At 54.8% G+C, this 23,153-nt stretch carries 18 protein-coding genes and 1 pseudogene; 10 read left to right on the top strand and 9 right to left on the bottom strand.

Annotated features, from left to right (window positions below; all coding sequences use genetic code 11):
- The first annotated feature begins 31 nt into the window (after window positions 1–31).
- Entirely contained in the window at window positions 32–337 is a 306-nt protein-coding gene (locus DDZ13_RS08590; RefSeq protein ID WP_110131034.1) for a HigA family addiction module antitoxin, read from the top strand.
- A 58-nt stretch (window positions 338–395) separates the two neighbouring features.
- On the opposite strand, the gene DDZ13_RS08595 is transcribed toward DDZ13_RS08590, so the two are convergent.
- Both DDZ13_RS08595 and DDZ13_RS08600 read right to left on the bottom strand, forming a co-directional pair.
- Window positions 396–3,311 (bottom strand): vitamin B12-dependent ribonucleotide reductase, encoded by a 2,916-nt coding sequence (locus DDZ13_RS08595; RefSeq protein WP_110131035.1) that lies wholly within the window; start codon window positions 3,309–3,311, stop codon window positions 396–398.
- 233 nt (window positions 3,312–3,544) lie between these two features.
- A complete protein-coding gene (locus DDZ13_RS08600) occupies window positions 3,545–5,488 on the bottom strand; it encodes a sensor histidine kinase (RefSeq protein ID WP_110131036.1) in 1,944 nt (647 codons plus the stop codon).
- A gap of 693 nt (window positions 5,489–6,181) precedes the next feature.
- Here DDZ13_RS08600 and DDZ13_RS08605 point away from each other — a divergent pair.
- From DDZ13_RS08605 to DDZ13_RS08645, 9 genes are all read left to right on the top strand, one after another.
- Entirely contained in the window at window positions 6,182–7,651 is a 1,470-nt protein-coding gene (locus DDZ13_RS08605; RefSeq protein WP_110131037.1) for an efflux RND transporter periplasmic adaptor subunit, read from the top strand.
- 132 nt (window positions 7,652–7,783) lie between these two features.
- Window positions 7,784–8,512: an ABC transporter ATP-binding protein gene (locus DDZ13_RS08610; RefSeq protein WP_110131038.1), complete on the top strand. Its 729-nt coding sequence runs from the start codon at window positions 7,784–7,786 to the stop codon at window positions 8,510–8,512.
- Window positions 8,509–9,651, top strand: coding sequence for an ABC transporter permease (locus tag DDZ13_RS08615; RefSeq protein ID WP_110131039.1), 1,143 nt, complete (start codon window positions 8,509–8,511; stop codon window positions 9,649–9,651). Before DDZ13_RS08610 ends, DDZ13_RS08615 begins: the two co-directional genes overlap by 4 nt.
- A 22-nt stretch (window positions 9,652–9,673) precedes the next feature.
- Complete coding sequence (locus DDZ13_RS08620) at window positions 9,674–10,837, top strand: ABC transporter permease (RefSeq protein ID WP_110131040.1); 1,164 nt, start codon at window positions 9,674–9,676, stop codon at window positions 10,835–10,837.
- Between the two features lie 18 nt (window positions 10,838–10,855).
- A complete protein-coding gene (locus tag DDZ13_RS08625; RefSeq protein WP_110131041.1) occupies window positions 10,856–11,416 on the top strand; it encodes a hypothetical protein in 561 nt (186 codons plus the stop codon).
- Window positions 11,417–11,700: 284 nt separating this feature from the next.
- Window positions 11,701–12,180, top strand: a complete 480-nt coding sequence (gene ectA, locus DDZ13_RS08630; protein WP_269845177.1) for a diaminobutyrate acetyltransferase — start codon at window positions 11,701–11,703, stop codon at window positions 12,178–12,180.
- Window positions 12,181–12,194: 14 nt separating this feature from the next.
- Window positions 12,195–13,511: a diaminobutyrate--2-oxoglutarate transaminase gene (gene ectB, locus DDZ13_RS08635; RefSeq protein WP_110131043.1), complete on the top strand. Its 1,317-nt coding sequence runs from the start codon at window positions 12,195–12,197 to the stop codon at window positions 13,509–13,511.
- A gap of 2 nt (window positions 13,512–13,513) precedes the next feature.
- Complete coding sequence (locus tag DDZ13_RS08640) at window positions 13,514–13,915, top strand: ectoine synthase (RefSeq protein WP_110131044.1); 402 nt, start codon at window positions 13,514–13,516, stop codon at window positions 13,913–13,915.
- Between the two features lie 108 nt (window positions 13,916–14,023).
- On the top strand, window positions 14,024–15,442 hold the full coding sequence (locus DDZ13_RS08645; RefSeq protein WP_110131045.1) for a sodium/proline symporter: 1,419 nt from the start codon (window positions 14,024–14,026) through the stop codon (window positions 15,440–15,442).
- A 128-nt stretch (window positions 15,443–15,570) separates the two neighbouring features.
- On the opposite strand, the gene alaS is transcribed toward DDZ13_RS08645, so the two are convergent.
- The 7 genes and pseudogenes from alaS to DDZ13_RS08675 all read right to left on the bottom strand — a co-directional run bounded on the left by alaS (window position 15,571) and on the right by DDZ13_RS08675 (window position 23,145).
- Complete coding sequence (gene alaS, locus DDZ13_RS08650) at window positions 15,571–18,372, bottom strand: alanine--tRNA ligase (protein WP_110131046.1); 2,802 nt, start codon at window positions 18,370–18,372, stop codon at window positions 15,571–15,573.
- Window positions 18,373–18,426: 54 nt separating this feature from the next.
- Window positions 18,427–18,534: a GxxExxY protein gene (locus tag DDZ13_RS15935; protein WP_343192833.1), complete on the bottom strand. Its 108-nt coding sequence runs from the start codon at window positions 18,532–18,534 to the stop codon at window positions 18,427–18,429.
- Window positions 18,535–18,580: 46 nt separating this feature from the next.
- Window positions 18,581–18,706: pseudogene (locus DDZ13_RS15940) on the bottom strand (GxxExxY protein); the annotation flags it as partial.
- Between the two features lie 143 nt (window positions 18,707–18,849).
- Entirely contained in the window at window positions 18,850–19,950 is a 1,101-nt protein-coding gene (gene leuB / locus DDZ13_RS08660) for a 3-isopropylmalate dehydrogenase (protein ID WP_110131047.1), read from the bottom strand.
- 213 nt (window positions 19,951–20,163) lie between these two features.
- The gene (locus tag DDZ13_RS08665; RefSeq protein WP_110131048.1) at window positions 20,164–20,967 is read right to left on the bottom strand and encodes a rhomboid family intramembrane serine protease; all 804 of its coding nucleotides are present in this window, start codon (window positions 20,965–20,967) and stop codon (window positions 20,164–20,166) included.
- A gap of 18 nt (window positions 20,968–20,985) precedes the next feature.
- Window positions 20,986–22,239, bottom strand: coding sequence for a C39 family peptidase (locus tag DDZ13_RS08670; protein WP_110131049.1), 1,254 nt, complete (start codon window positions 22,237–22,239; stop codon window positions 20,986–20,988).
- Window positions 22,240–22,263: 24 nt separating this feature from the next.
- Window positions 22,264–23,145: a tetratricopeptide repeat protein gene (locus DDZ13_RS08675; RefSeq protein ID WP_110131050.1), complete on the bottom strand. Its 882-nt coding sequence runs from the start codon at window positions 23,143–23,145 to the stop codon at window positions 22,264–22,266.
- Window positions 23,146–23,153 lie beyond the last annotated feature (8 nt).

Raw genomic sequence — 23,153 nt, forward strand, 5'->3', positions numbered from 1 at the left:
ACGTAGAGATAACCGACTACCATTAAACCATATGAGCGACGCATCTACAGATTTACACTTCCCGCACCCCGGGGAGATTTTGAAAACCGATTTCCTTGAAGAGTTGGGCATCACGCAGTATCGACTGGCGGTGGATACGAAAATCCCGCACAGCCGGGTGACGGCGATCATCAAGGGACGGCGTGCGGTGACTGCGGATACGGCTTTGCGACTAGCCCGCTACTTTGGGAACTCGCCCGAATTTTGGCTCGGGCTGCAGCAGGACTATGATTTGTGGCATCTTAAGGAAGCCGCTCTTCTGGTGGAAGAAGAGGTGGCGCCTTACGGGGAAAAGTAGAGGGGGGGGGAGAACGTCCAGTCTTGTCGCTGCGCTCGGAACAGCGTTGGATGTTCATTTAGCTACATCCTAGACTTGTTCCGCAATTCAAACAGCAGGCGCAGGTGCCGGTGACTTTTACTTTGCCGCTGCCGCACTCCGGGCAGGTTAAGTTCCCTTCGGACTGCGTCAGAAACTCGAGCTGCGCTTTATCCACCTTCGGCGCTTCGCGTTCGATAGTGGTGGCGTTGGGGTTGCGGTCTTCGAAGGAGTCGTCCTCTTGGATCGCGGGCGACATTTTCTCCTTATAGCCGGGAATGAACTCCATGCCGAGCTGGCGGGCCACGTAGTCGATGACTGACTTGGCGAAGGGGATGTGCGGGTTCTTGGTCATGCCTTCCGGTTCGAAGCGGACGTGGCTGAACTTCTTGACCAGGGTTTCGAGCGGCACGCCATATTGGAGGCAGAGGGAGACGAGGGTGCCGACGCAGTCCATCAGGCCGTTGATGGTGGAGCCGGCCTTGGACATCTGGATAAAGACCTCGCCCGGCTGGCCGTCGTCATATTTGCCAATGGTGATGTAGCCCTCAGAGCCGCCGATGGAGAACTTGTGGGTGAGTGATTCGCGGGTGTCGGGCAACTTGCGGCGGTAGGGCTCGGTCACGACCTGCACCTCTGGTTTTTGGGCTTCTTCCTTTTCTTTTTGCGTTTTGACCGGGGCGGAGCGCTTGGAGCCGTCGCGGTAGATGGCGATGCCCTTGATTCCTTTCTTCCAGGCGTGGATGTAAGTCTCGCGGATCTCCTTGACGGTGGCTTCCTGGGGCATGTTCACGGTTTTGGAGATCGCGCCGGAAAGGAAGGGCTGGACGGCGCTCATCATATCGATGTGTGCGGTGTAGGGGAGGTAGCGCTTCCCCATCCCGGAGCGGAAGGCGGAATCGAAGACGGGGATATGTTGCTCCTTTAAACCTGACTGTATCGATTTTCCGGATAATTCGATATTTTCCACGGTGCCGTATTCCTTTACGTGGGCGCAAACTTGTTCAATTGTATCCCGGTCATAGCCCATGGTCTCCAAGGCGAGGGGGATGGACTTGATGGGCAGGGTCATGACCCCGCCACCGGCGAGGGTCTTGTAGGCGACCAGGCCGATGGCTGGCTCCACGCCGGTCGTGTCGCAATCCATCAGGAAGCCGATGGTCCCGGTGGGCGCGAGCACGGTGACCTGGGCGTTGCGGTAGCCGTAGCGCTTGCCAAGGTCGGCCGCTTCCTTCCAGGCTTTAACCGCAAATTCAGCGAGGGGCTTGGGTGAATTGTGGTCCAGGGCTTCGGCGTGGCTTTTGTGCAGTTCGATGACCTTGAGCATGGAACTGACATTGTCCTTTTCCGGCGGATGGGGCACACCGTAGTGGGCGGCTTCGTGGTAGCCGGCGAAGGGGCCCTTGAGGGCGGCGAGCTCGGCGGAGGTCTTATAGGCCACCCCGGTCATGGCAGCGGTGATGGCTTTGGCCAGGCCGAGCCCTTCGTCGGAGGCGTAGGCGTAGCCGTAGGACATGAGGAGTGCGCCGAGGTTGGCGTAGCCGAGTCCGAGGGTGCGGAACCAGTGACTGTTGTAGGTAATGCCTTCGGTCGGATAGGAGGAGCGGTCGACGATAATCTCCTGGGCGATGATGAAGATTTTCGCGGCTGCGGCGAAACGTTCCGCGTCGAGTCCGTCCGGCGTGCGGAACTTCATCAGGTTGAGCGAAGCCAGGTTGCAGGCCGAGTTGTCGAGGAAGAGGTATTCGCTGCAGGGGTTGGTGCAGTTCTGACGGCCGGAGCCTTTGCAAGTGTGCCACTTGTGAATGGTGTCATCGAACTGCATGCCCGGATCACCGCAGATGTGGGTGCCTTCGGCGATCTTATCAAGTAGGTGGGAAGCGTCTTTCTCCTCGCAGGGCTGACCGTCGGTGACCCGGCGGGTGTAGAACTTGCTGCCGTCGATGGCGGCCTGCATGAACTCGTCGGAGGCGCGGACGGAGAGATTCTCGTTCTGGTATTTGATCGAGCCGTAAGCGTCACCGTTAAAGGAGGGGTCATAGCCCTCTTCAATCAGGGCCCAGGCCTTGCGCTCCTCGATCTGCTTGGCATGAATGAACTCTTCGATGTCCGGGTGCCAGTCCTTGAGCACATTCATCTTGGCGGCACGGCGGGTCTTGCCCCCGCTTTTGACCACGCCAGCCACGGCATCGTAAACTGCAAGGAAGGACAGGGGGCCGGAAGGCTTGCCGCCGCCCGAAAGTTTCTCGCGGGTGGAGCGGATACTGGACAGGTCGGTGCCGGATCCCGAGCCGAATTTGAAGAGCATGGCCTCGGCCTTGGCCAGGTCCATGATGGCATCCATATTGTCATCTACATGCTGGATGAAACAGGCCGAGCATTGTGGGTACTCGTATTGACTGTTGGCCCGCATGACCACGTCGTGCTTCTGATCCCAGTAGTAGTTGCCCTTGCAGGAATCCTTGCCCACGCCGTATTTCTGGTAGAGTCCGAGATTGAACCAGACCGGCGAATTAAAGGCACCATATTGGTTGCTTAGCAGCCAGGTGAGTTCCTCGTTAAAAACTCTCGCCTGAGACTCGTCGACGAAGTATCCGTCCTCGAGGCCCCAGTCGGAGATTGTCGTGGCGACCCGGTCGACCACTTGCTTGAAGGAAGACTCGCGGCCACCTTCCTTGGGGTTGGTGCCGCACTCGATGTCACCGTAAAAATATTTCGAAGCGAGAATCTTTGTGGCGAGGTCGGAAAATGCCTCCGGAACTTCGATATTTTCCTGTTTGAAGATCACCTTTCCCTTGTCGTCGGTGATTTCGGCGGTTCGGTAGCTCCAGGTCATTTCGTCGTAGGGGTGGACCGTTTCGGAGGAAAAGGTGCGGTCGATACTGAGCGCATGAACATGATCCTGATTGGAGCCGTTTTTCGAAGTAGCAGCAGTTTTATGGTCGTGGTTCTTCATAGACAATGGATGTTGGTGTTACTAGATGTTGTGTCTTGGGGTTTGATCGGTCACTATACCTAGTGTTAAGTTGTAGGTCTTATCATAAAATGACACGACTAAAGGCGCAACGGGCCGCAGTTTTGAGACGGGGTAACGGAGACAATAAGGCGGGCTTATTGAAGGACGTTTCAGTGGCTTCTTCGGAACCACGTTACGGTCCTGAACCAGCCTTCGTCAGAGCGAAAATCTTGTTAGTCCGTAGAGGCGGGTATCTCAAAACGGACAAGCGTTCCGTCACTGACCGGCCTGATGCTGAAGCGCCACGTATTGCGCTCTGACATCGCCTTGCAGAGCCTCAGGCCGAGGCCTCTGGAAAAACTCAAATCTTTGGCAGATGCGGCTTGGTTCACCTCGTCCGCGATTTCATCGGGAATTTTCTGGGGCCCGTTCTTGATTTGAAATTCAACTTTTCCATCCGAAAGAGGGTGCACATTCACATCCATAAAGCCGTTTTCCTCGGAATGTTTTAATGCATTCGAAAATACGTTTCTCAGGAGCGTTTGCAGCATTCTCAGATCCGCAAAAATAGGCTTTTTGAATACGTACTGCGTGGAGACGCTAATACCCTTTTCTTGTATTCGAGGTTGGTATAACTGGAGGCAATCTTCGACGGTTTCCTTTACCTCCAGGCTCTCCAATTTTGGTTGCATGCTTTCCCAGCTGCCTTTGGCCCAGTTCAGTAAGTTTTCCAGCAAATCGTACAGCGAGCGGCTGGCCTGCGAAAGATCGATTAGTGTCTGACGATAGTCGACCTCTTCACCGGCATCTCCATCGTCAATAATCATGTTGGAGTAGGCATTGATGCTGTAAAGAGGGGCTCGAAGGTCGTGAGAGATGATTTCAAGTATTCGTTTTTTCTCTTCATCTGATCGTGCCAACTCGGCCGTGCGCTCTTCGACATCGGTTGTCAGTTTTTCCCGATAGGCCGCTTCCGCGTCTTCTTTGTCGCGTCGAAGGCTCTGCATCAAAAAGCCGAGAGCGACGGCGATGAGTAGCATTTCAATAAAGGTGGATGACAGCAACTTGTAGTAGAAGAGGGGGTCGGCTTGTGACCATCCGAGAACCTGAGTCACATAGAGGGCGACAGCTAAAAAATGTGGGATAAAAGCCACGTAAATTAATTGATGTTCCCGCTTGCCATTGACAGCGACAATACCGGAAACGACGGGGTAGATCGCCGCACCGGCCAGAACCATTAGATTTTGAACGGTGACGAGTGTGAGCGAATACTCAGGCCAAGGCAGCAAACAGAGTTGAATAAAAACGAGCGGATAAAAGCTGTAACGAAAGGGCCCGAGTAATTTTTGAATACGCGGATGCTGCTCACGCAGCTGCAAAAAACTCTCAAGGAATTTCAGTGCGAAGATGACCGTGAGTGGGATCGCGATCAAGAAGAGCGGATGGATCCAGGTGAGTTTACCCAAGGCGGTTCCTGCGTAGATCCCTTCGTGGCCAAGGATTGTAAGCGCATGGAAGCCCAGGAAGATCGCGTAGTATAGGTAGGCCTTGCGATGAGTGCTGAGAAAAACCAGAATGCTGAGGAGCAGCAGGGATATGGTTGCGCCAAAATAAAATCCGGTAATTCGGTTGTGGGCAATTTGTACTTTAGCGAAATCCTGTATGCTGGCCCATCCCGTAATGTTCAGGTGAACCTCGTAGTCGGTTACGACCTCGAAGATGATCGAGCTTCCGACTGGCTGGTTTAAGCTTAAATCGAAGACGGGGTTGCGAGCCCCAAAGGGACGATCTTTCAGCGGGGTCGAACGCTTGATGGTATGGCTATGTTCCAAACCATCCCGGTCGACCCGGATCAGGCGGACTGCAGCCAGGTCGGTCCGTTCGAATGAAAGCACCGCCATCGTTTCAGGTTTGTCGGGATCAATCCGAAAGCGATGCCGTCCTGCAGGAAAACGGTAGCCACGTGTCGATTCCTCCAGAGTCGCCCCCGCCAGGTTTCGATCGGTCGATTCCAGAATTTGCAGCGGGCCGGAAACTGAATTGGCGGGAAGCTTTGAGCTCAGGATTCGGTCGAGAGAAGCAAACAGGGCCAGCGTCAGCATGCAGGTGAGCACGCCAAGGAACAGGACAAGCAAAGCCTGACTGCGCTCTGAATGAGTATTTTGCTCCTTTCGCATGGCACTAGATTCTGAGCGAGGATGTGCGGGGGAGGTTAGAAAGCAAAGAAGACGGCTTGCAGGCAGGTGTTTTGATTAAATATTAACATAAATCGGTGTCGATGGGCTTGGGGGGCAGCCCCGACTTAGATATATGGTTGTTGTCACAGTGCTATTATTTGAACATTTCTCAGTTCGGAGATTTGTGTTGATGGTTGATATTCTTGTGAATCTCTTCTTTGTTAAGGACCGTGCCACAGAAACTAACAGTTATATTTTATGCATGTCTGCTGTTGCTGGCACCATTTGCATCGGCAGTCATGTCGCACTGTATCTGTGTTCATGGTGGTGACAGCTCACCTTCGCTGAAAAACATTTCATGCTGTGAGACGACTCAATACCACTGCTGCTATAATCAAACGGATGATACGCCTCACGTGGCGGAGCCGTCAATTGTAGCACCGACCAGTCCTCGAGTGTTGCAACCGGCTTTACTGGAAGGACTCATCGCATATGCACCGCGGGAGCAATTCCCGCCCACCCGGATTTATCCAGCCAAGTGTGAGCCTTCGCCAAGCGGGCTTAACCGGAAGCTTAGTATGCGGCAGTCTTGGTTGATCTGAAATACCGAACGCTGAAGGTGCGATTCCCCCTGAGGGTGTCGCAGAGGTTCGATGGGGCTTTCTCTCGCCCCGGTAATTTAGATCAATCAATATGTCTGAAAGTTTAAATGCACTCAGGCGCTCCGGAACGGATAAAACACCGAATGCCGACCGTGAGCCGCCCAAGAAAAAATTCCCGGTTCCGTCGATGGCCAAGTTATTGCCCTGGCTGCTGATCGCTGCCTTTGTTTTGCTGGCATGGTGGTTGTTCGGTGATCGTTTTGAAAGCGGCCGTGACGTCAACCTTGTCAAAGTGGTGACCGCGCGTGCGCAGCTAACCGCTAGTGCTGATGTGGCCGAGAACGCGGCGGACGCACCAGCGGAGGTTTTGTCTTTCGATGGCCCCACGCTGTTTCAAGCTTCCGGGTGGGTTGAACCGGATCCGTTGATGCTACGGGCAACGGCTCTTTACAGTGGCGTCGTCGAAGCAGTTCACGTGCTAGAAGGACAAAAAGTGAGCAAGGGGCAGCACCTTGCGACTCTGGTGGATGATGACGCCCGTCTTGATCTCAAGACTGCAGAGGCGCAATTGGCTGAGGCCGAGGCGTCCTTGGCCAGCAGTCGTGCTGATTTGGAAGCCAGTCGTGCGTTTATTGTATCGAAGCGCCGTGAAGTCACTGCTGCCGAAGCACGGCTGAACGAACTGACCGACGAATCCGACCGCCTGGCCAAGGCAGGAAAAGAGGTCTTCCGGGAGAGCCAGATCCGGCAAGCAGCCCTTCGGGTGGAGTCTCAAGTGGCAGTGGTCGAAGCCAGTCGGGCCAAAGTGAGCGAAGCGGAAGCGCAACTCAGCCAGAGCCAGGCGGCGGTCGATCTCGCCAGAGCTAATCTCGCGCGTGCTGAAGCAGAAGTCGGGCGCCGGAAGCTCGCTCTAGAGCGGACACGTATTGCCAGTCCGGTGGATGGGCGCATTCAAAAGCTCTACGCCGCTCCCGGTAAGAAGCGTATTCTGGCGATGGACGACCCGGAATCCGGGACGATTGCCACACTTTATCAACCGGAGCATTTGCAGGCGAGAATTGACGTGCCCCTGGAAGAAGCCGCCCAGCTCGTTATCGGTCAACCGGTGCGGTTGCGATCGACACTCCTTCCGGACCGTGTCTTTGAAGGGCGAGTTACCCGTATCGACGGAGAAGCTGATATTCAGCGTAATACCCTGCAGGCCAAGGTCGAGATTCTCAATCCGGCCGACAAGCTACGCCCGGAGATGCTTTGTCGGGCTGAGTTTTTACCCGTGCCTGAAGCGTCGGGCGCAAAGGCCGCCCAAGGTGCCACCGCTAACTCCGGACGGGTTGCGTTGTATGTCCTCGGGTCGGCACTGGTTGATTCCGGGTCAAAGAAGGGAGTCTGGGCTCTCGACACTTCCGGCGAGCGAATCGAGTGGCGCGATCTGCGTTTAGGCGATACGCGGCGCGAGGGGCATTTGCGCGTTCTCGAAGGCCTGCGCCCGGGCGACTGGATCGTCGATAATCCTCCGGGCGATCTGCAAGCAGGCGAACGAGTGAAGAACGTGTCCCGCTGAGCGCGGGAGAACATCGAACATTGAACGTCCAACATCGAACATCGAATGAGGAAGCCGCAGAGTGATAATGACAGCCAGATAGGCGTGAATCAGCGTTCATGAGCAGTTCAGAACCAAACGAAATTTTTAATTATGACGAACGAAGTTTTTATCCAATGCCGTGGGTTGTCCAAAACCTACAAAAAAGGTGAGACCACGGTGACTCCGCTGGAGGCTCTGGATCTGGATGTGCCGCGCGGTGAATTTCTCGCCCTGATGGGGCCTTCCGGTTCCGGCAAGACCACTTTGTTGAATTTGATCGCTGGGATCGATTCGCCCACGACCGGTTCGCTCACCATCGGTGGTCGTGAACTCGGCAAAATGTCGCGTGGTAAACTCACGGAATGGCGGTCCCGTCATTGCGGCTACATCTTTCAGCTTTATCACCTTGTGCCGATTCTGACGGCATATGAAAACATCGAGTTGCCTCTGCTTCTGGAAAAGGAACTGAGTCGTAAAGATCGCAAGGAAAAGATTGAAGCGGCCCTCGATCTGGTCGGGCTGTCGGGACGTGCCGATCACCGACCCAGTGAGTTGTCTGGCGGACAGGAGCAACGTGTGGCCATTGCCCGTGCCATCGTCGCCGATCCCGAGTTACTGGTGGCGGACGAACCGACCGGTGATCTTGATCGTGAATCAGCCAAGCAGATTCTGGACCTGCTTCAACGCCTCTCCGGCGAAATGGGCAAAACGATCGTCATGGTCACGCACGACTCCAAGGCAGCCGATGCCGCCCACCGCACCTTGCATCTGGAGAAGGGGCAGCTTGTGGACTCAGGCTTGATCGGAATGGATGCGTCTAGCGCAGGGGGAGAGATATGAGACTTCGTCACCTGGCAGGATTATCCTGGAAGCAGATCGCCCGGCACCGAGTGCGCAGTGTTCTGACCATTGTTGGCGTGGCTTCGGGTATGTTCCTCTACACCGCAGTGCAAACGATGCAGCATTCACTTAAAACCGTCGTCGAGGGTGGTGCGGATAAAAATACATTGGTTGTCTACCGGGAAAATCGTTTTTGCCCCATGACGTCACGTCTGCCCGAATACTACTTGGCGGAAATCAACCGCATCGACGGGGTTGAGGAAGCCATCCCCATTCAGATCTCCGTCAACAACTGTGGTGCCAGTTTGGATGTGATCGCCTTCCGCGGGGTGCCTCCGGAAACCTTACAGAGCTACAATCCGGATCTAGAGATCCTTGAGGGGTCCTATGAGGACTGGACCAGCCGGAGCGATGCCGCACTGGTGGGTGAAAACTTTGCCCGCCGACGTGGTCTCAGTCCGGGGGACACTTTTGAGGCGGTCGGTGTGCGTGTCTACGTGGCAGGGATTGCCCGTTCGCCTCTGGCACAGGACAATAACGTGGCCTACGTCCATCTCAACTTCCTGCAGCAAGCCTCACGGGTCGGACTAGGCGTCGTGACGCAGTTTAACGTACGGGTCGCCAGCGCCGACTTGCTGGAACCGGTGGCCAACGAAATCGACGCGCTTTTCAAGTCCGACTCAGCGCCCACCACGACTCGTCCGGAGCAGGCTTTTTTCGCCCAGACCGCAAAGGACATGATCGAGATGATCAGTTTCACACGCTGGATCGGGCTGGGTGCGGTGCTTGCCGTACTGGGCCTGGTAGCCAACGCGCTGCTCCTTGCGGCACGTGGTCGCATTCAGGAAAGTGCGATTTTTCAGACGATCGGTTTTCACCGTCTTTCAGTCGGTCTGATCATGGTGGGAGAGGGGGCCCTGCTCGGCCTTGTCGGTGGAGCGCTCGGCAGTTTCAGCGCTTCGCTCTTTTTTTATTTTAAGAGTTATACCGTCGGTAACGAGGGGCTGACGCTTGCCCTGAACAGCAGCTGGAGCGTGACTGCATCCGGTCTCCTGATTGCCTGCCTGCTCGGGCTGGTTGCCTCGGTCTGGCCCGCGATTCTGGCTGCAACCCGACCTTTGGTCACTTCCTTACGATGAGTCCATTGATTCATTTCCTCTAATGAGAATTCCAAAACTACTTCCGTTTGCTTATGCCATTCGCAATTTACTGCGGGACCCGGCGCGATTTGCCCAAAAAGTCGGGGGCTCCTGCTTGGTGGTCTTTCTGGTCTTTGCTGCCGGCAGCTTCAACCAGGGGATGGATGAGGTGCTCAGCGCAAGCGGTTCTGACGACAACGTCATCCTACTCGGTGCCGGCTCGGAAGAAAGCGTCGAGCGCAGTGAGATCGCAGTGCAGACGGAGACTCTGGCAGCGGCAGGGATCAATGGTATCAGCCGCCGTCTCGATATCCCCGCAATTTCGGGGGAGGTCCATTTCATGGGGCAGCTCTCCGTGCCCGGCGAAGACCCGGCGCAGGCATTACTCCGGGGCATCACCGCTTCGGCTTTCACGGTGCATGAGAAAGTACGCCTGCTTGAAGGTCGCTTTCCCGGATCGGGTGAAGTCATCGTGGGGCGCTTGGCTCATCACGTGATTGGTGTGGAGGCTACAGAACTGGCAATCGGTCAGGAGCTTCGGTTTGAAGGACAGGCATTTGAGATCGTCGGGATCTTTGAAGCGCCCGGCACAGTAATGGAGTCGGAGGTGTGGATGGACCGCGTCGATTTAATGACTCTGACCCAGCGCGAAAGCATCTCTTGTGTCATTGTAAGGCTCGACGGTGAATCCGCCTTTAAATCGGCCGACCTGTTCGCCAAGCAGCGCCTTGACTTGGAACTGTCCGCCATACGCGAGTCCGCCTATTACGAAAAGGTATCCGCTTTTTTCGGGCCGATTCGTGCCATGACCTGGCTGACTGCCGGACTGATTGCGGCCGGTGCCGTTTTTGGCGGATTTAATATGCTCTACGCCGCTTTTGCTTCCCGCATACGGGAGTTGGGTACCCTACAGGCAATCGGTTACACCCGTACGGCTGTCTTTATTTCACTTGTCCAGGAAAGCCTGCTGGCTACTTTAAGCGGTACCATGGTGGCTGCATTCGCCGCGGTCTGGCTTCTGGAAGGACAGACCGTCTATTTTTCCATCGGTACCTTCTTTTTACAACTGACTCCCGGTGTGGTTCTGGCAGGTCTCTTGACCGGCCTGCTGCTTGGGCTTATAGGTTCGATTCCGCCAGCGGTACGTTGCCTGGGCGTATCTTTGCCCGCTTCTTTACGATCATAACACAAACACGCCAATCATATGAAAAACACAACAACTGGATGCTCCCGGATCATGCTAACTCTGATCTCAGTGGTTTCGTTATTATTACTTTCCGCATGCGGCGAAAAAAATGCTGAGAGCCCCGCGGCGGCCGATACGCAGGCAGGTAGTCCTCTGGATGGTATCCGGTTGCTGGATACGAAGCCTTCTGCTGCGATCGCGGTTAAGACAGCACGCCAGCAGCTTGAGCCCGGCGATGAAGCGGTTGTCTTCGGACAAATCGGCGGAGTGGGAAATCCATTTCTGGAGGGGTATGCCGGTTTTGTTCTGGCAGATACGGATATCCTCTTTTGCGATGAAATGGGAGACGACCATTGCCCAACGCCCTGGGATGCCTGCTGTGAAGACCAGGACGCGCTCAAAGGGGCCCGTGTCAGCGTGCAGTTTGTCGACGGGGAGGGCCAGATTCTGCCGGTCAGTATGAGTGGCTTTGCCGGACTTGAGGGGCTCAGTCATGTTGTCGTTGCCGGTAAAGTGGCCCAAAATTCCACGCCTGAGAATCTGATCATTAAAGCTGATAGCCTATACAAGGGCGAGTGATCGTCTTGCTTGGAATTGAAATACTGCTTACCGGGTAGATTTTACACAAACGACGTTATCTGGCTTGAAGGCAGTGTTTTAAGAACTTTTTGGGTTCAGCACTTGCCATGTATTCAGACTGGGGGTATATGCTTCTGTGCTATATTGTTTAGAGCATAATTATCATTATCCCTTAAGCCTCTAAGCACACGATAGTTACATAATCTTTTGCACAAAATTAATTTTTTCCTGAAAACCCCTTGATCCAAGGGTGTTATCGTTCGCTATTATAGTCAGTTATTAATATACAATTCCAACATCCCACGGCCGAGGACGGCTTCAATGTAAATCAGTTGATTGCGGATAGTCCGCCTCTGGACACGAACTCGGTATATTGTAATCTCTTGCAATGCTCTCATTTTGCGCAGACCTGCATTATTGCCAAAGAAGACGACCAGGTGATGGGCTTTGTTTCCGGCTACCGCATTCCCGACCGCCCGGAAGTGCTCTTTGTCTGGCAGGTGGTCGTTTCTGCCAAAGCGCGCGGGCAGGGGCTTGCCGGTCGAATGATACAAGCATTACTGGAATCCGACGCCTGCCGAGAAGTCACCCACATCGAAACCAGCATCACGAGCGACAATGATGCTTCATGGGGGCTGTTTAAGAAGCTGGCCAAGAAGCTCAACGCAGCCACCAGCGAAACTGTACTCTTTGATAAGGAAGCACACTTCGGTGGTCAGCATGACAGCGAGATGCTCTTCCGTATTGGTCCCTTTTCACACTAACCCATACCAATAACATGAAAATATTCGAAGAACTCGAATCCGAAGTCCGTAGTTACTCGCGTAATTTCCCGCGCATCTTCAAGCGCGCACAAGGGGAATTCATCTACGACGAAGACGAAAACGAATACATCGATTTCCTCGCGGGCGCCGGTGCGCTCAACTACGGGCACAACCATCCGATCATGCGCACGAAGCTGATCGAGTATATTGAGTCCGGGGGTATGACGCACAGCCTTGACCTCTTTACGGATGCCAAGCGTGAATTCATGGAGACATTCCGGGAAAAGATCCTGGACAAACGCGACATGGATTACCGCCTTATGTTCACGGGACCGACCGGCACCAACGCGGTCGAGGCTTCGCTCAAGATGGCCCGCAAACTCAAGCAGCGTTCCCACGTGATCGCCTTCACCAACGGGTGGCACGGCCAGACGCTGGGTGCCCTATCGATGACGGCCAACTCGCATCACCGTGACGGCGCGGGGATCGCACTCACCGGTGCGCACCGCTTGCCCTACGACGGTTACCTCGGCGACCAGCTCAACACCATCGAGTATCTCGACAAGGTGCTGAGTGATACCAGCAGTGGAGTCGACCTCCCTGCGGCCTGCATCGTGGAAACCATCCAGGGTGAGGGCGGTGTCAATTACTGCAGCCCGGAATGGCTCCGCGGACTCTCCGAAGTCTGTAAGAAGCATGACGTTCTGCTCATCATCGACGATATCCAGGCCGGTTGCGGTCGCTCCGGGAGTTTCTTCAGCTTTGAAGAAGCCGGTATTGAACCTGACATCGTGACGCTGTCCAAATCGCTGAGCGGCTACGGCCTCCCGTTTGCCATGGTTATGTTCAAGCCAGAACTCGACCGCTGGAGCCCGGGCGAACACAACGGAACTTTCCGTGGTAATTGTCATGCTTTCGTCACGGCCAAGGCTGCGATCGATACTTACTGGTCGGACGACACTTTCCAGCAGGAAGTTCGTAAGAAGGGCAAATACATCGCCGATCGTCTCGACAAGATCGTTGAGAAATACGGCGACGGTAATTTCACCGTAATGGGCCGGGGCATGTTCCAGGGCATCAATTGCGTGAATGGCGAAATCGCCAGCAAGATCACCCGGGCCGCTTTCAAGAAGGGACTCATCATCGAAACCAGCGGTACGGATGACCAGATCATCAAACTGCTTTGCCCGCTGATCATAGCCGAGGAGGTACTGGCCAAGGGGATCGATATCATCGAGGAGTCGATCGATGAAGTCTGTGCCAATATCGAAGTGCCGGAAGAAAGCGATTACTTCGACGACGTTACGGTAAACGACACAAAGGAAGACTAAAAATGATCGTTCGCACTATGAAAGAAGCGGCCGAGTCCGGTCGCAAAATCGTATCGCCTGAAAAGAATTGGGATAGCACCCGCTTGCTGCTCAAGGATGATAAGATGGGGTTTTCCTTTCACATCACCACCATCTACAAGGGGGCCGACTTCCGTATGCACTACCAGAATCATCTGGAGTCGGTCTACTGCATCTCGGGGCGTGGTGAGGTGGAAACACTTGACGACGGAAAAGTCTACCCGATCGAAGCGGGCACCATCTACATTCTCGATAAGCACGATCGACATGTCCTGCGCGCCTTCGAGGAGATGAAAATGGCCTGCGTGTTCAACCCACCGCTACACGGCAAGGAGGTTCACAACGCAGAAGGGGCCTACGAGTTGGAGGCCGATACGATCGACTAACATTAGTTTCAATCAAATCTTAGAAGCGGCAGAAATGCCGCTTCTATTTTTTTACAACAAAACACAAGGGGCGGTCGAAAAGGCCGCTGATCTCCCGCGAATACTACCATGGTTCTGAGTTTTCTCATCGTTCTTTCGATTTTCCTGATCATCGGATTGAGCTCCGTCCTTCAGAGTCGGGGAACGAAGTCGGACTATTACATTGCCAGTTCAAGTGTGCCGGCTTCGCTGGTGGGCTTATCCGCCGTGGCGACCAATAACAGCGGTTACATGTTTATCGGTGTTATTGGTTATACCTATGCGACTGGTTTGGCGGCTATCTGGTTGATGATTGGATGGATTGCGGGGGACTACCTCGCTTCGACCATCATCCATTCCCGGCTGCGGAAAGCGACCGAAAGCACCAAGGAAGTCAGCTATTCCGGGGTGCTTAGTAATTGGGACGGGGTTGTGGATCTCCGCCTCCAGCGCACGGCGGGTCTCATCACTCTCATCTTCTTGCTGGCCTACGCGAGTGCCCAACTTGTGGCGGGGAGTAAGGCACTGCACGTCCTCCTGGACTGGCCGATCGAAGCCGGGGCAATTGTCGGCGCGATTTTAGTCGTCCTGTATTGTCTGGCGGGCGGGATTCGCGCGTCCATTTGGACGGACGCCGCGCAGTCAGTGGTCATGATCATTGCCATGAGCATCATGCTCGTCGTCGCCGGGATGTCTTTTGGAGGCATCGGTGGCGCGGTTGTGGAGATGCGCGAGATTGATGGCTTTCTGAACTGGTTTCCTCAGGATTTGGCACTGCCCGGGTTGGCAGGTGGTTTCCTTTTTGCCCTGAGCTGGGGCTTTGCCGGGATGTCGGTGATCGGCCAGCCGCACGTGATGGTGCGTTTTATGACACTGAACGATTCCGGAAAAATGCTGCGGGCGCGCCAGTGGTATTACGTTTGGTTCACCGCCTTTTATTTCATGGCAACGGCCGTCGGCATGCTCTCCCGAATTTATATTACCGACCCCGGTAACTTCGATCAGGAACTGGCGCTACCCATGATGGCGGCTGAGCTCTTGCCACCTTTTGGTGCTGGCATCGTCCTGGCCGGAATTTTCGCGGCGACCATGTCGACGGCAGACTCGCTTGTTCTGAGCTGCTCCTCGGCAGTCACGCACGATTTGCTGCCGCACAATATCGAAAAACCCTGGATGCTGAAACTCGGTACAGCGCTGATCACCGGAGCGGCACTGGCCTGGGCCTTGTTTAATAAGCAAAGCGTTTTCAACCTCGTGATCATGTCATGGTCGGGACTGGCCAGCGCCTTTGCACCGCTTTTGATCGCGCGCTGCATCGGGATGCGCCCGCCCTCCGGCGTGGCACTCTTCTCCATGCTTGTTGGCCTCGGCGTCGCATTGGGTTGGCGCCTGATGGGCTGGCACTCCGCGGTTTACGAAGGGATGCCGGGGATCATTGTCGGTTTCGTCGTGCTAGTTGCCGGGAGTGCGCTCTTTTCAAAGAGTGAGCGGGGTAGCATCGGACCGTAAGGCCGATGATAAATATGTCTTCGTTATCGGTCTGACGGTCCGATGCTACCTAGCTTGCCAAGAATGCTTGGTCGTCGGTCTGACGGACCGATGCCACATCTGTGAGATCGATGCTACGGCAGGACTACCTATGCCAAAAGCTCCTTCGCCTTGGACTCAAGCTCGGATGCCTTATTGAGCTCAGGTGCGGCGCCACGGGCCATATCCGGCTTGCCGCCGCCTTTGCCTCCGGCGATAGGGGCGATCTCTTTGATTAGATTGCCTGCATTCTGTCCTGAGTCGCTACCAGCCAGAGCACCCAGGTGCAATTTCTCTCCATCGTTTACGATAAAGAAGGCGGCCTCTGTGAATTGCTTCGATTTCAACCCGTTGAGTAACTCCTGAAGAAGCGCTGCCGGCCCTTCAGTGGAAAGCACCAGGGAATTGTTCAAATCCAGGTCTTTGAGGAATTCGCTGGCCATCTTGGCGGCACCGGCGGCCTGAGCTTTTTTCAACGCCTTGTCGGCCTCGACAGTCGCATTTTTCAAGCCCTCGATATGCCTGAGGGCATCTTTAAAGACCTGATTCTTTTGCTCAAAGGTGCCCGAATCCAGCATGCCGGCCATAATGTGCGGGAAACCGGGGAATGAAACAGGTTCTGCGTCCAGTTCTTCCAGTTTTCCGTTGAGCTTGTCCAGTCGCTTGCGCAATTCATCACCTTCTACGGTCGCCTTTTCAATTTTGCTGTGTATCCAGTCGTAAGCTGCCGTTCCGCAGACGGCCTCGATACGGCGAATACCGGATGCGATTGCCCCCTCGGACTTGATTTTAAAAAGTCCGATATCCTGAGTGTGATTCACGTGAGTGCCGCCACAAAGCTCCATGGAGTAACCATCCAACTGCCCGGGGTGACCGCCGATCTGAACGACACGCACCTTATCACCGTACTTGTCACCGAAGAACTGCTGTATGTCCTTACGCTCCTTGATGGAAGCATAGGGCACTTCGACGGCACTGACGGGTTCGTTGGCTTCGATGCATTCATTCACCTTCAATTCAAGCGCGTCGATCTGTTCCGAACTAAGAGCACCGGAGTTAAAGTCGAAACGTAAGCGGTTGCGGCTGACAAGGGAGCCCTGCTGCGCGGCATCCGGCGATACGATTTCATGGAGTGCCCAATGGAGCAGGTGGGTCGCGCTGTGATGCGCTTCGATTGGGCGACGGCGCTCCGGATCGATGCGAAGTATCACTTTATCGCCAACTGATATATCGGCATCGGCAGGCAAGCAGTGCGCTCTTGCCGAACTGAGCTGATGGACGGCAGAGACAGGGTAGGTCTCGTCTTTCACGGTGAGGCTGCCCTGGTCGCCAAGCTGACCACCCATTTCCACGTAGAACGGCGTGCGGTCGGTGATGACGAGCAATTCACCATCCTGTGGATGAATCTCCAGGACAGTGGCGGTACTTTCGTCTTCTTCGAATCCGGTAAACTCGGTAACGGCATCGGTCGCGATTTCAGCTGCCTTGACCAATTGCTGCGTTCTGGCGGCACGGGCTCGCTCGCGCTGGGCCTCCATGTGTTTTTCGAAGGTATCCATATCGACCTTGAGCCCACGCTCCGCACAGAGCAATTGAGTGAGGTCGATGGGGAAGCCGTAGGTGTCGTAAAGTTTAAAAGCAAATTCCCCGTCAAGCTGACCCTTGAGTCCGTCCAGTTCCTGTTCAAAAATGACGAGTCCGCGGTCGAGTGTCTCGTTAAAGCTGGCTTCCTCCCGCTGGAGATTTTCCTTTACGGCATCGGCGCGTTCCTTGAGTTCGGGAAAGACCTCACCGAACTCCCCGACCAAAGTGTCGACCAGTTCCGGAAGAAAGGTTTGCTGGCTGGAAAAGCCTAGGGTGCGCCCGTAGCGGACGGCCCGGCGGAGAATACGACGGAGCACATAATTGCGCCCGGTGTTGCCCAACAGGATACCGTCGGCTAGCGAGAAAGTGAGGGTGCGGATGTGGTCGGCGATCACGCGAAAGGCGATCGCCTCTTTCATCTCGTCGGATAGCTTGGATTTGTCGCTGTCGACGGACTCCGGATAGATGTCTTTGTAAGTCTTGCCGCTGAGCTTCTCCAAGGTGCGGAAAATCGGCTGGAACACATCGGTCGCATAGTTACTGGGCTTCTGCGAAAAATCGGTGAACCCCTTGGTATTTTGGATGAGCGAGCAGGCGCGCTCGAAGCCCATGCCGGTATCGATGTGTTTGGCGGGCAGGTCACGGTAGCTGCCGTCGGACTCCGCGTTGTATTGAATGAAGACCAGATTCCAGATTTCGATGCAGAGATCCGAGTCCTTATTGACAAGTTTGCCCTGGCTGTCGCCGTTCGGGGTGAGGTCGACGTGGAGTTCGGAGCAGGGGCCACAGGGGCCGGTCTCGCCCATCATCCAGAAGTTGTCCTTTACGTCTCCGTTGATCACGTGGACTTTGGGGTCGAGACCTTTCTTCTCAAACAGGGCGGCCCAAAAGTCGTAGGCTTCCTGGTCGAACTGGGAGGGGTCGCCTTCGCCGGGCATGTAAATGGTGGCGTACAGTCGGTCGGCAGGCACGCCCCAGCGCTCGACAATGAGTTCCCAGCTCCATTCGATCGCCTCTTTCTTGAAATAGTCACCGAAGGACCAGTTCCCCAGCATTTCGAAGAAGGTGTGATGATAGGTATCGTAGCCGACGTCCTCGAGATCGTTGTGCTTACCCCCAGCACGGATGCATTTCTGGGTGTCCGCCGCCCGGGCCGGCGAGTAGGGCGCCTTTTCCGTGCCGAGGAAGTAGGGCACGAATTGATTCATCCCCGCATTGGTGAAAAGCAAGCCCGGCGACTGCGGCATCAAAGAAGCCGACGGCACGACGGTGTGCTGCTTATCTTTAAAAAAATCGAGGAAGGATTGGCGGATTTCAGCGGATGTCATAGAAAGTATATTTTAAACCACGGATGAACACAGATAGACACGGATTATGCGTTCTCATCGAACAACGCGTTTCCATTCTGGTTTCGCATGTTTGAAGTTGATAATAAGGCCCACCTTGAGGCCTGTAAGGTTCAGATAGTTGAGCATTTTTGGCACGCTCATTTTCTGTGATTTTTTGGATAGTTTTGGTGTCCACAACGATCTTGTCGTAAACGATCAGATCAGGCACATATTTGCCAACTTGGACGCCTTTGTAATTCACATTATATTCGCTTTGCTGGGAGTAAGGAATGTTTCGAAGGGAAAATTCTACAACTAATGCGTATTCGTAGATCTTTTAATGGAGTCCGTGTCCGATCTCGTTGAGAACCTCAAATGAGCAATTTATGATCTCTGCGGTCTCATCAGAGTGAAGGAGTTGACTGCCCTTATCCGTGTTCATCCGCGGTTTATGAATCTTGAAGATGTACGCGTTTTTCAAAGGTTCGACAGCACGGCTTCGCCCATTTCTTTGGTGCTGACCGGTTCGAGGCCGAAGGCGATGTCGCCGGTGCGGGTGCCGGAGGTGACGGCTTTTTCGACGGCGGCTTCGATGGCGTCGGCGGCTTCGAGCTGACCGAAGCTGTAGCGGAGCATGAGGGCACCGGAGAGGATTTGCGCGCAGGGGTTGGCGATACCCTGGCCGGCGATATCCGGAGCGGTTCCGCCGGAAGGCTCGTAAAGGCCGAAGGGGAAGCCGAGGCTGTTCTTTTCAGCGCCCAGCGAGGCGGAGGCCAGCATGCCGAGTGAGCCGCAGATCACGCCCATCTCGTCGGAGAGGATGTCGCCGAACATATTTTCGGTAAAGAGCACATCAAACTGGTTGGGGTCGCGGGCCAGTTGCATGGCGGCGTTATCGACATACATGTGGCTGAGCTCGATCTCCGGAGCGTTCTTTTCAAAATATTCCGTGACCACCTTGCGCCAGAGGACGGAGGTTTCGAGAACATTGGCCTTGTCGACGGAGCAGACGCGTCGACCGCGGGCCATGGCCGTATCGATCGCAACCTGAGCGATGCGCTCGATTTCGCTGGTCTTGTAGACCATGGTGTCGATGGCCTGCTCTTCACCGTTGTCGAGGGTAGTGGTCGCCTTCGGTTGACCGAAGTAGATGCCTCCGGTCAGTTCACGGATGCAGACGATGTCGATGCCATTCGGGATGCGTTCCTTCTTGAGAGGAGAAGCGTCGGTCAGTTCCGGGTAGAGCAGCCCAGGACGCACATTGGCGTAGAGTGAATAAGCTTTCCGGATCGGCAGAAGAGCCGCGCGTTCCGGTTGCTCCTTGGGGGGCAAAGATTCCCACTTCGGGCCGCCTACGGAGCCAAAAAGAATGGCTTCACTCTGGTCGCAAACTTCGCGCGTGCTATCGGGGAAGGCGCTCCCATGGTTGTCGATGGCGATTCCGCCGATATCTGCGCTGACAAACTCCAGCGCAAAGCCGAACTTATCGCCGGCGGCGTTGAGGACGTTGAGTGCGACCTCCATGACTTCAGGCCCGATGCCATCACCGGGAAGAACTGCGAATTTTAACGTCTTCATATATAATAGGAAAAGCGGAGTAATCTGGGTCAGTACACGGGTGCTTCAAGATTATATTATGTCGTCCAGCCACGGCGGGGACTGTCGGCAGCGGTACCCGCAAGCGGAGCCGCTACATTGGCCACGCGAACCCCGTGAGCAGCAGCAAGCGAATCAACATGTAGCACCGGTCCGTATTTATCCTGCGAAGTTTTCAACGAAGCAGGTCGGTGATCAGGAGTTGCGGCATTCTTCGCAGATGCAGATGGCATCCCCGTCCACCGTTTTGTAGCGAAAGTCACGGTCCGGATGGGTTTTATCGCTGGCGCCACATTCCGAACAGGTATGGAGCGCGGCACCGACTGCATCACGCCGCTCGGCTTCAAACGCAGCCCGCCGCTTCTTCGCTTCCATGGACTGGGCGAGTGCGTCCTTAAAGAAGAGTACATAGCAGAGGAAAGGAGCGGCAAAGGCGATACGCTGACCGATACTCGACATAGCGAGAAAATAGAGTGCACCACCGGCAAAAATAATCCAAGCCAGCCATTTGACCTTCATCGGAATGATGAAAAACATAAGAAATTGAATATTGGGATGCAGTGTCGCGAAGGCAAAAAAGACGCAGTAGTATAGGAAGGACGTGGAAACGAAGACCAGACTGCCCGGTGAAATAACCTGGCCGACAAAAGCGCCGACCACCGCAAAAACGATGGCGGTGAGCAGATAAATATTGAACCGAAACACGCCCCAGGCCGACTCCAGCGCATGGCTCATAAAATAAAGGATGTACCAGAAAAAAGCGAGAAACAGCGCCTGCAGTAAAGATCCCGCCAGGTAGGGAGGCGCCATTAAGAAGGAAAGAAGCCGCCACCATTCGCCGGCAATTACTGCCTTCGGTATCAAGACGATCGAAACCAATTCAAGTCGTCCGACGATGATGGCGGCATAGATAAACAGCTGCGCCACGATCAGAACCATGACCACGTTGGGCACGGCGAGATGGCCAAAGCGTTTTTCCAGCGAATCGAGAAACTTCATTCCAATGACTGTTTGGGATCAATCGTCCGGATGCAACTCGATCATGGGGAGTTCCCAAATAAACTTTTCCGGGTTATCGGATTCAATCAGTGTGGGCCAGGCACGGGTCAAGCTGCCCAGGGTCACCAGTTCCGGTTCGGTCCATCCTTCCGGAGTGATTTCGCGGGCCATAAATCTGGCCCCGCCTTCCGGTGGTCTTGTCACAAAATAGTATTTGACCGTTTTTCCTTCATCGTTGCCCGGCAGAAGCACGGCCGGATTGCGATGAAAGGCGAGGTCGAGAATCTTCCGCCCGTCATCCCGCGCTGTGTCAGCGGCAAAACGTTCGTCATCCCGCGCATCCCGCCGACTGCACCAGACGAGTTCGTGCCGCTGCTCCTTTGTTTTTAATATACGGGCCACCTGCAGGATGCTGCCATCGAATTTCGGGACGATATCCTGAATTCTTTTGACGAAAGCTTCACTGGCAATCGGCGCAGGCTCAGGTGCGAAAATCAGGACAATACCACGCGCTTGACTCGCGACATCGTCATACCCTTTTTCGAAAACATTGCCCCACGGGTTATGGAAAATCAGTTCTTCTTTGCGGTCATGGTAGCCGATTATGATGCAACCATGGCCAGAGTCCCCGAATACGCCTGGTTTGAATGAAATGTAGATGGGACCATGTTCAACCAGGGCTTTGCGAATCGAGGGGAGAACGCTCTTCCGGAAGTCCTCAGGCTTGCTCCAGTAGAGCGCTCTACCGTCAAAGCCCAGCTTCTTCATCGCGAGAAACATGTCTCTGGGGTTGGTGCCACGGTTGTTGAAAGAACCCTCGGAGGAGAGGAAAGCGATTTGATCCTGATCCGTATCGATATTGTGAAAGCCGGCGATCATGGCCGCAGAAGCAGGCACACAATAGCTGCCCTTCTGGCGAACCATGGGCACATCCTCCAACTCGAAATCGCCCGGTAACTCTTTTCGTCCCTGCTCCTTCTCTGTATTGGCGACCGGGGTGGCTTCCGCCTTCTGATCGAGCATTTCCTCTGCTGCGTCTCGAAGCTTTGCCGCGTCTGCGCTGGCAAACTGGTCGAACCCGATCGTGAAGACCATGCCGTCATTTCGTCTGAGCTTGGCGGTTTTTGCTGCCGGATCAATTTCCAGAAGCGAAGCCGTGATCTTCCGGCCATCTACACTTTTCCAGATCTGCTCGCTTTTCAAATCATCGGCTGACAGGGTGACAGCCAAGCTGATAAGAATGACAAACCCGACTCGGGCGACCTTTATCATGGCATGCGTAAACCGCGAGAGAAACTAAGGCAGGAGAAGCGCAACCTTTTCCTGAGCTTGCAGGGTGCGAGCCAGAGTGTGCTCGAAAACCCGTTCATCCCCCTTGGCGGCCACCCAGTTGAGATGAGGCTGAGCCAGATCGATCTGCCCTTTGGAGCGCAGATGCAACCCGATGTAAGTATGGGCTTCCGTCTCCTGTGCGGTGTCCGTGACGAAACTGATTAAATCGGACGCATCCAGTTGGCCCATGAGGTATTCAAAAACCGGAGTTGGCCAGGCACCGTTGGCGGGCTTGTTGTTCTGCGCATATTTCAGGGTCCGCATGGCCTCGTTTTCGTCACCACCTTCGAGTTGCGAGAAATATGCGATCAACAGCGGGTAGGATGCGGTTTCGCCGTTTTGATTATACATCAGGGTCGCTTGCTTGGCGGAAGTTGCTGCTTCGGAGTAATCACCCCGGCAGAGATGGGTCCATGCCAGTGACTCGTAAAAGAAGCCGTTGATGGGTTGGTCCGCGGTGGCCTGTTTGAATGAAGTCAGGGCTTCGTCGAAATTCTCGAGATTAAATGCGGCCAGCCCGCGTCCGTTCCAGGCGAAGGCATGACTGGGATAGCGCTGAACAATCTGATCGTAAGAGTTGAAAGCATCTTCATGGCGCTGCTGCTCTAGAAAGATCATGGCCTGGCCCAAACGGGCCGGAAGGTCCGCGTCGTTTTCCTTAAGCGCTTTATTGAAGCTTTCCAGCGCCTGATCCGTTTTACCGGACTCGAAGAGATCGTAAGCCTCGTTTACCAGCTGTGATGATGAAGCTGCCGGATCGGGTAAGTTCGCAATTCCCGGAGTCACAGCGAAAAGACACGCGGTAAAGACGCATAGAAGCAGGGAGGGGCGGGGAGAACGTGCCATAATTCGCA

The organism is Coraliomargarita sinensis, from assembly GCF_003185655.1.
Taxonomy (GTDB): Bacteria; Verrucomicrobiota; Verrucomicrobiia; order Opitutales; family Coraliomargaritaceae; genus Coraliomargarita_B; species Coraliomargarita_B sinensis.

Bases quoted from the DNA above. Each gene is read 5' to 3' on its own strand.
- DDZ13_RS08595 (WP_110131035.1), bottom strand. From the start codon at position 3,311: ATGAAGAACCACGACCATAAAACTGCTGCTACTTCGAAAAACGGCTCC.
- DDZ13_RS15935 (WP_343192833.1), bottom strand. From the start codon at position 18,534: ATGAGCGTGCCAAAAATGCTCAACTATCTGAACCTTACAGGCCTCAAG.
- DDZ13_RS08590 (WP_110131034.1), top strand. From the start codon at position 32: ATGAGCGACGCATCTACAGATTTACACTTCCCGCACCCCGGGGAGATT.
- DDZ13_RS08665 (WP_110131048.1), bottom strand. From the start codon at position 20,967: ATGAAGTTTCTCGATTCGCTGGAAAAACGCTTTGGCCATCTCGCCGTG.
- DDZ13_RS08600 (WP_110131036.1), bottom strand. From the start codon at position 5,488: ATGCGAAAGGAGCAAAATACTCATTCAGAGCGCAGTCAGGCTTTGCTT.
- DDZ13_RS08640 (WP_110131044.1), top strand. From the start codon at position 13,514: ATGATCGTTCGCACTATGAAAGAAGCGGCCGAGTCCGGTCGCAAAATC.
- DDZ13_RS08675 (WP_110131050.1), bottom strand. From the start codon at position 23,145: ATGGCACGTTCTCCCCGCCCCTCCCTGCTTCTATGCGTCTTTACCGCG.
- ectB (WP_110131043.1), top strand. From the start codon at position 12,195: ATGAAAATATTCGAAGAACTCGAATCCGAAGTCCGTAGTTACTCGCGT.
- DDZ13_RS08620 (WP_110131040.1), top strand. From the start codon at position 9,674: ATGAGAATTCCAAAACTACTTCCGTTTGCTTATGCCATTCGCAATTTA.
- DDZ13_RS08645 (WP_110131045.1), top strand. From the start codon at position 14,024: ATGGTTCTGAGTTTTCTCATCGTTCTTTCGATTTTCCTGATCATCGGA.
- DDZ13_RS08615 (WP_110131039.1), top strand. From the start codon at position 8,509: ATGAGACTTCGTCACCTGGCAGGATTATCCTGGAAGCAGATCGCCCGG.
- DDZ13_RS08625 (WP_110131041.1), top strand. From the start codon at position 10,856: ATGAAAAACACAACAACTGGATGCTCCCGGATCATGCTAACTCTGATC.
- alaS (WP_110131046.1), bottom strand. From the start codon at position 18,372: ATGACATCCGCTGAAATCCGCCAATCCTTCCTCGATTTTTTTAAAGAT.
- DDZ13_RS08610 (WP_110131038.1), top strand. From the start codon at position 7,784: ATGACGAACGAAGTTTTTATCCAATGCCGTGGGTTGTCCAAAACCTAC.
- DDZ13_RS08670 (WP_110131049.1), bottom strand. From the start codon at position 22,239: ATGATAAAGGTCGCCCGAGTCGGGTTTGTCATTCTTATCAGCTTGGCT.
- DDZ13_RS08605 (WP_110131037.1), top strand. From the start codon at position 6,182: ATGTCTGAAAGTTTAAATGCACTCAGGCGCTCCGGAACGGATAAAACA.
- leuB (WP_110131047.1), bottom strand. From the start codon at position 19,950: ATGAAGACGTTAAAATTCGCAGTTCTTCCCGGTGATGGCATCGGGCCT.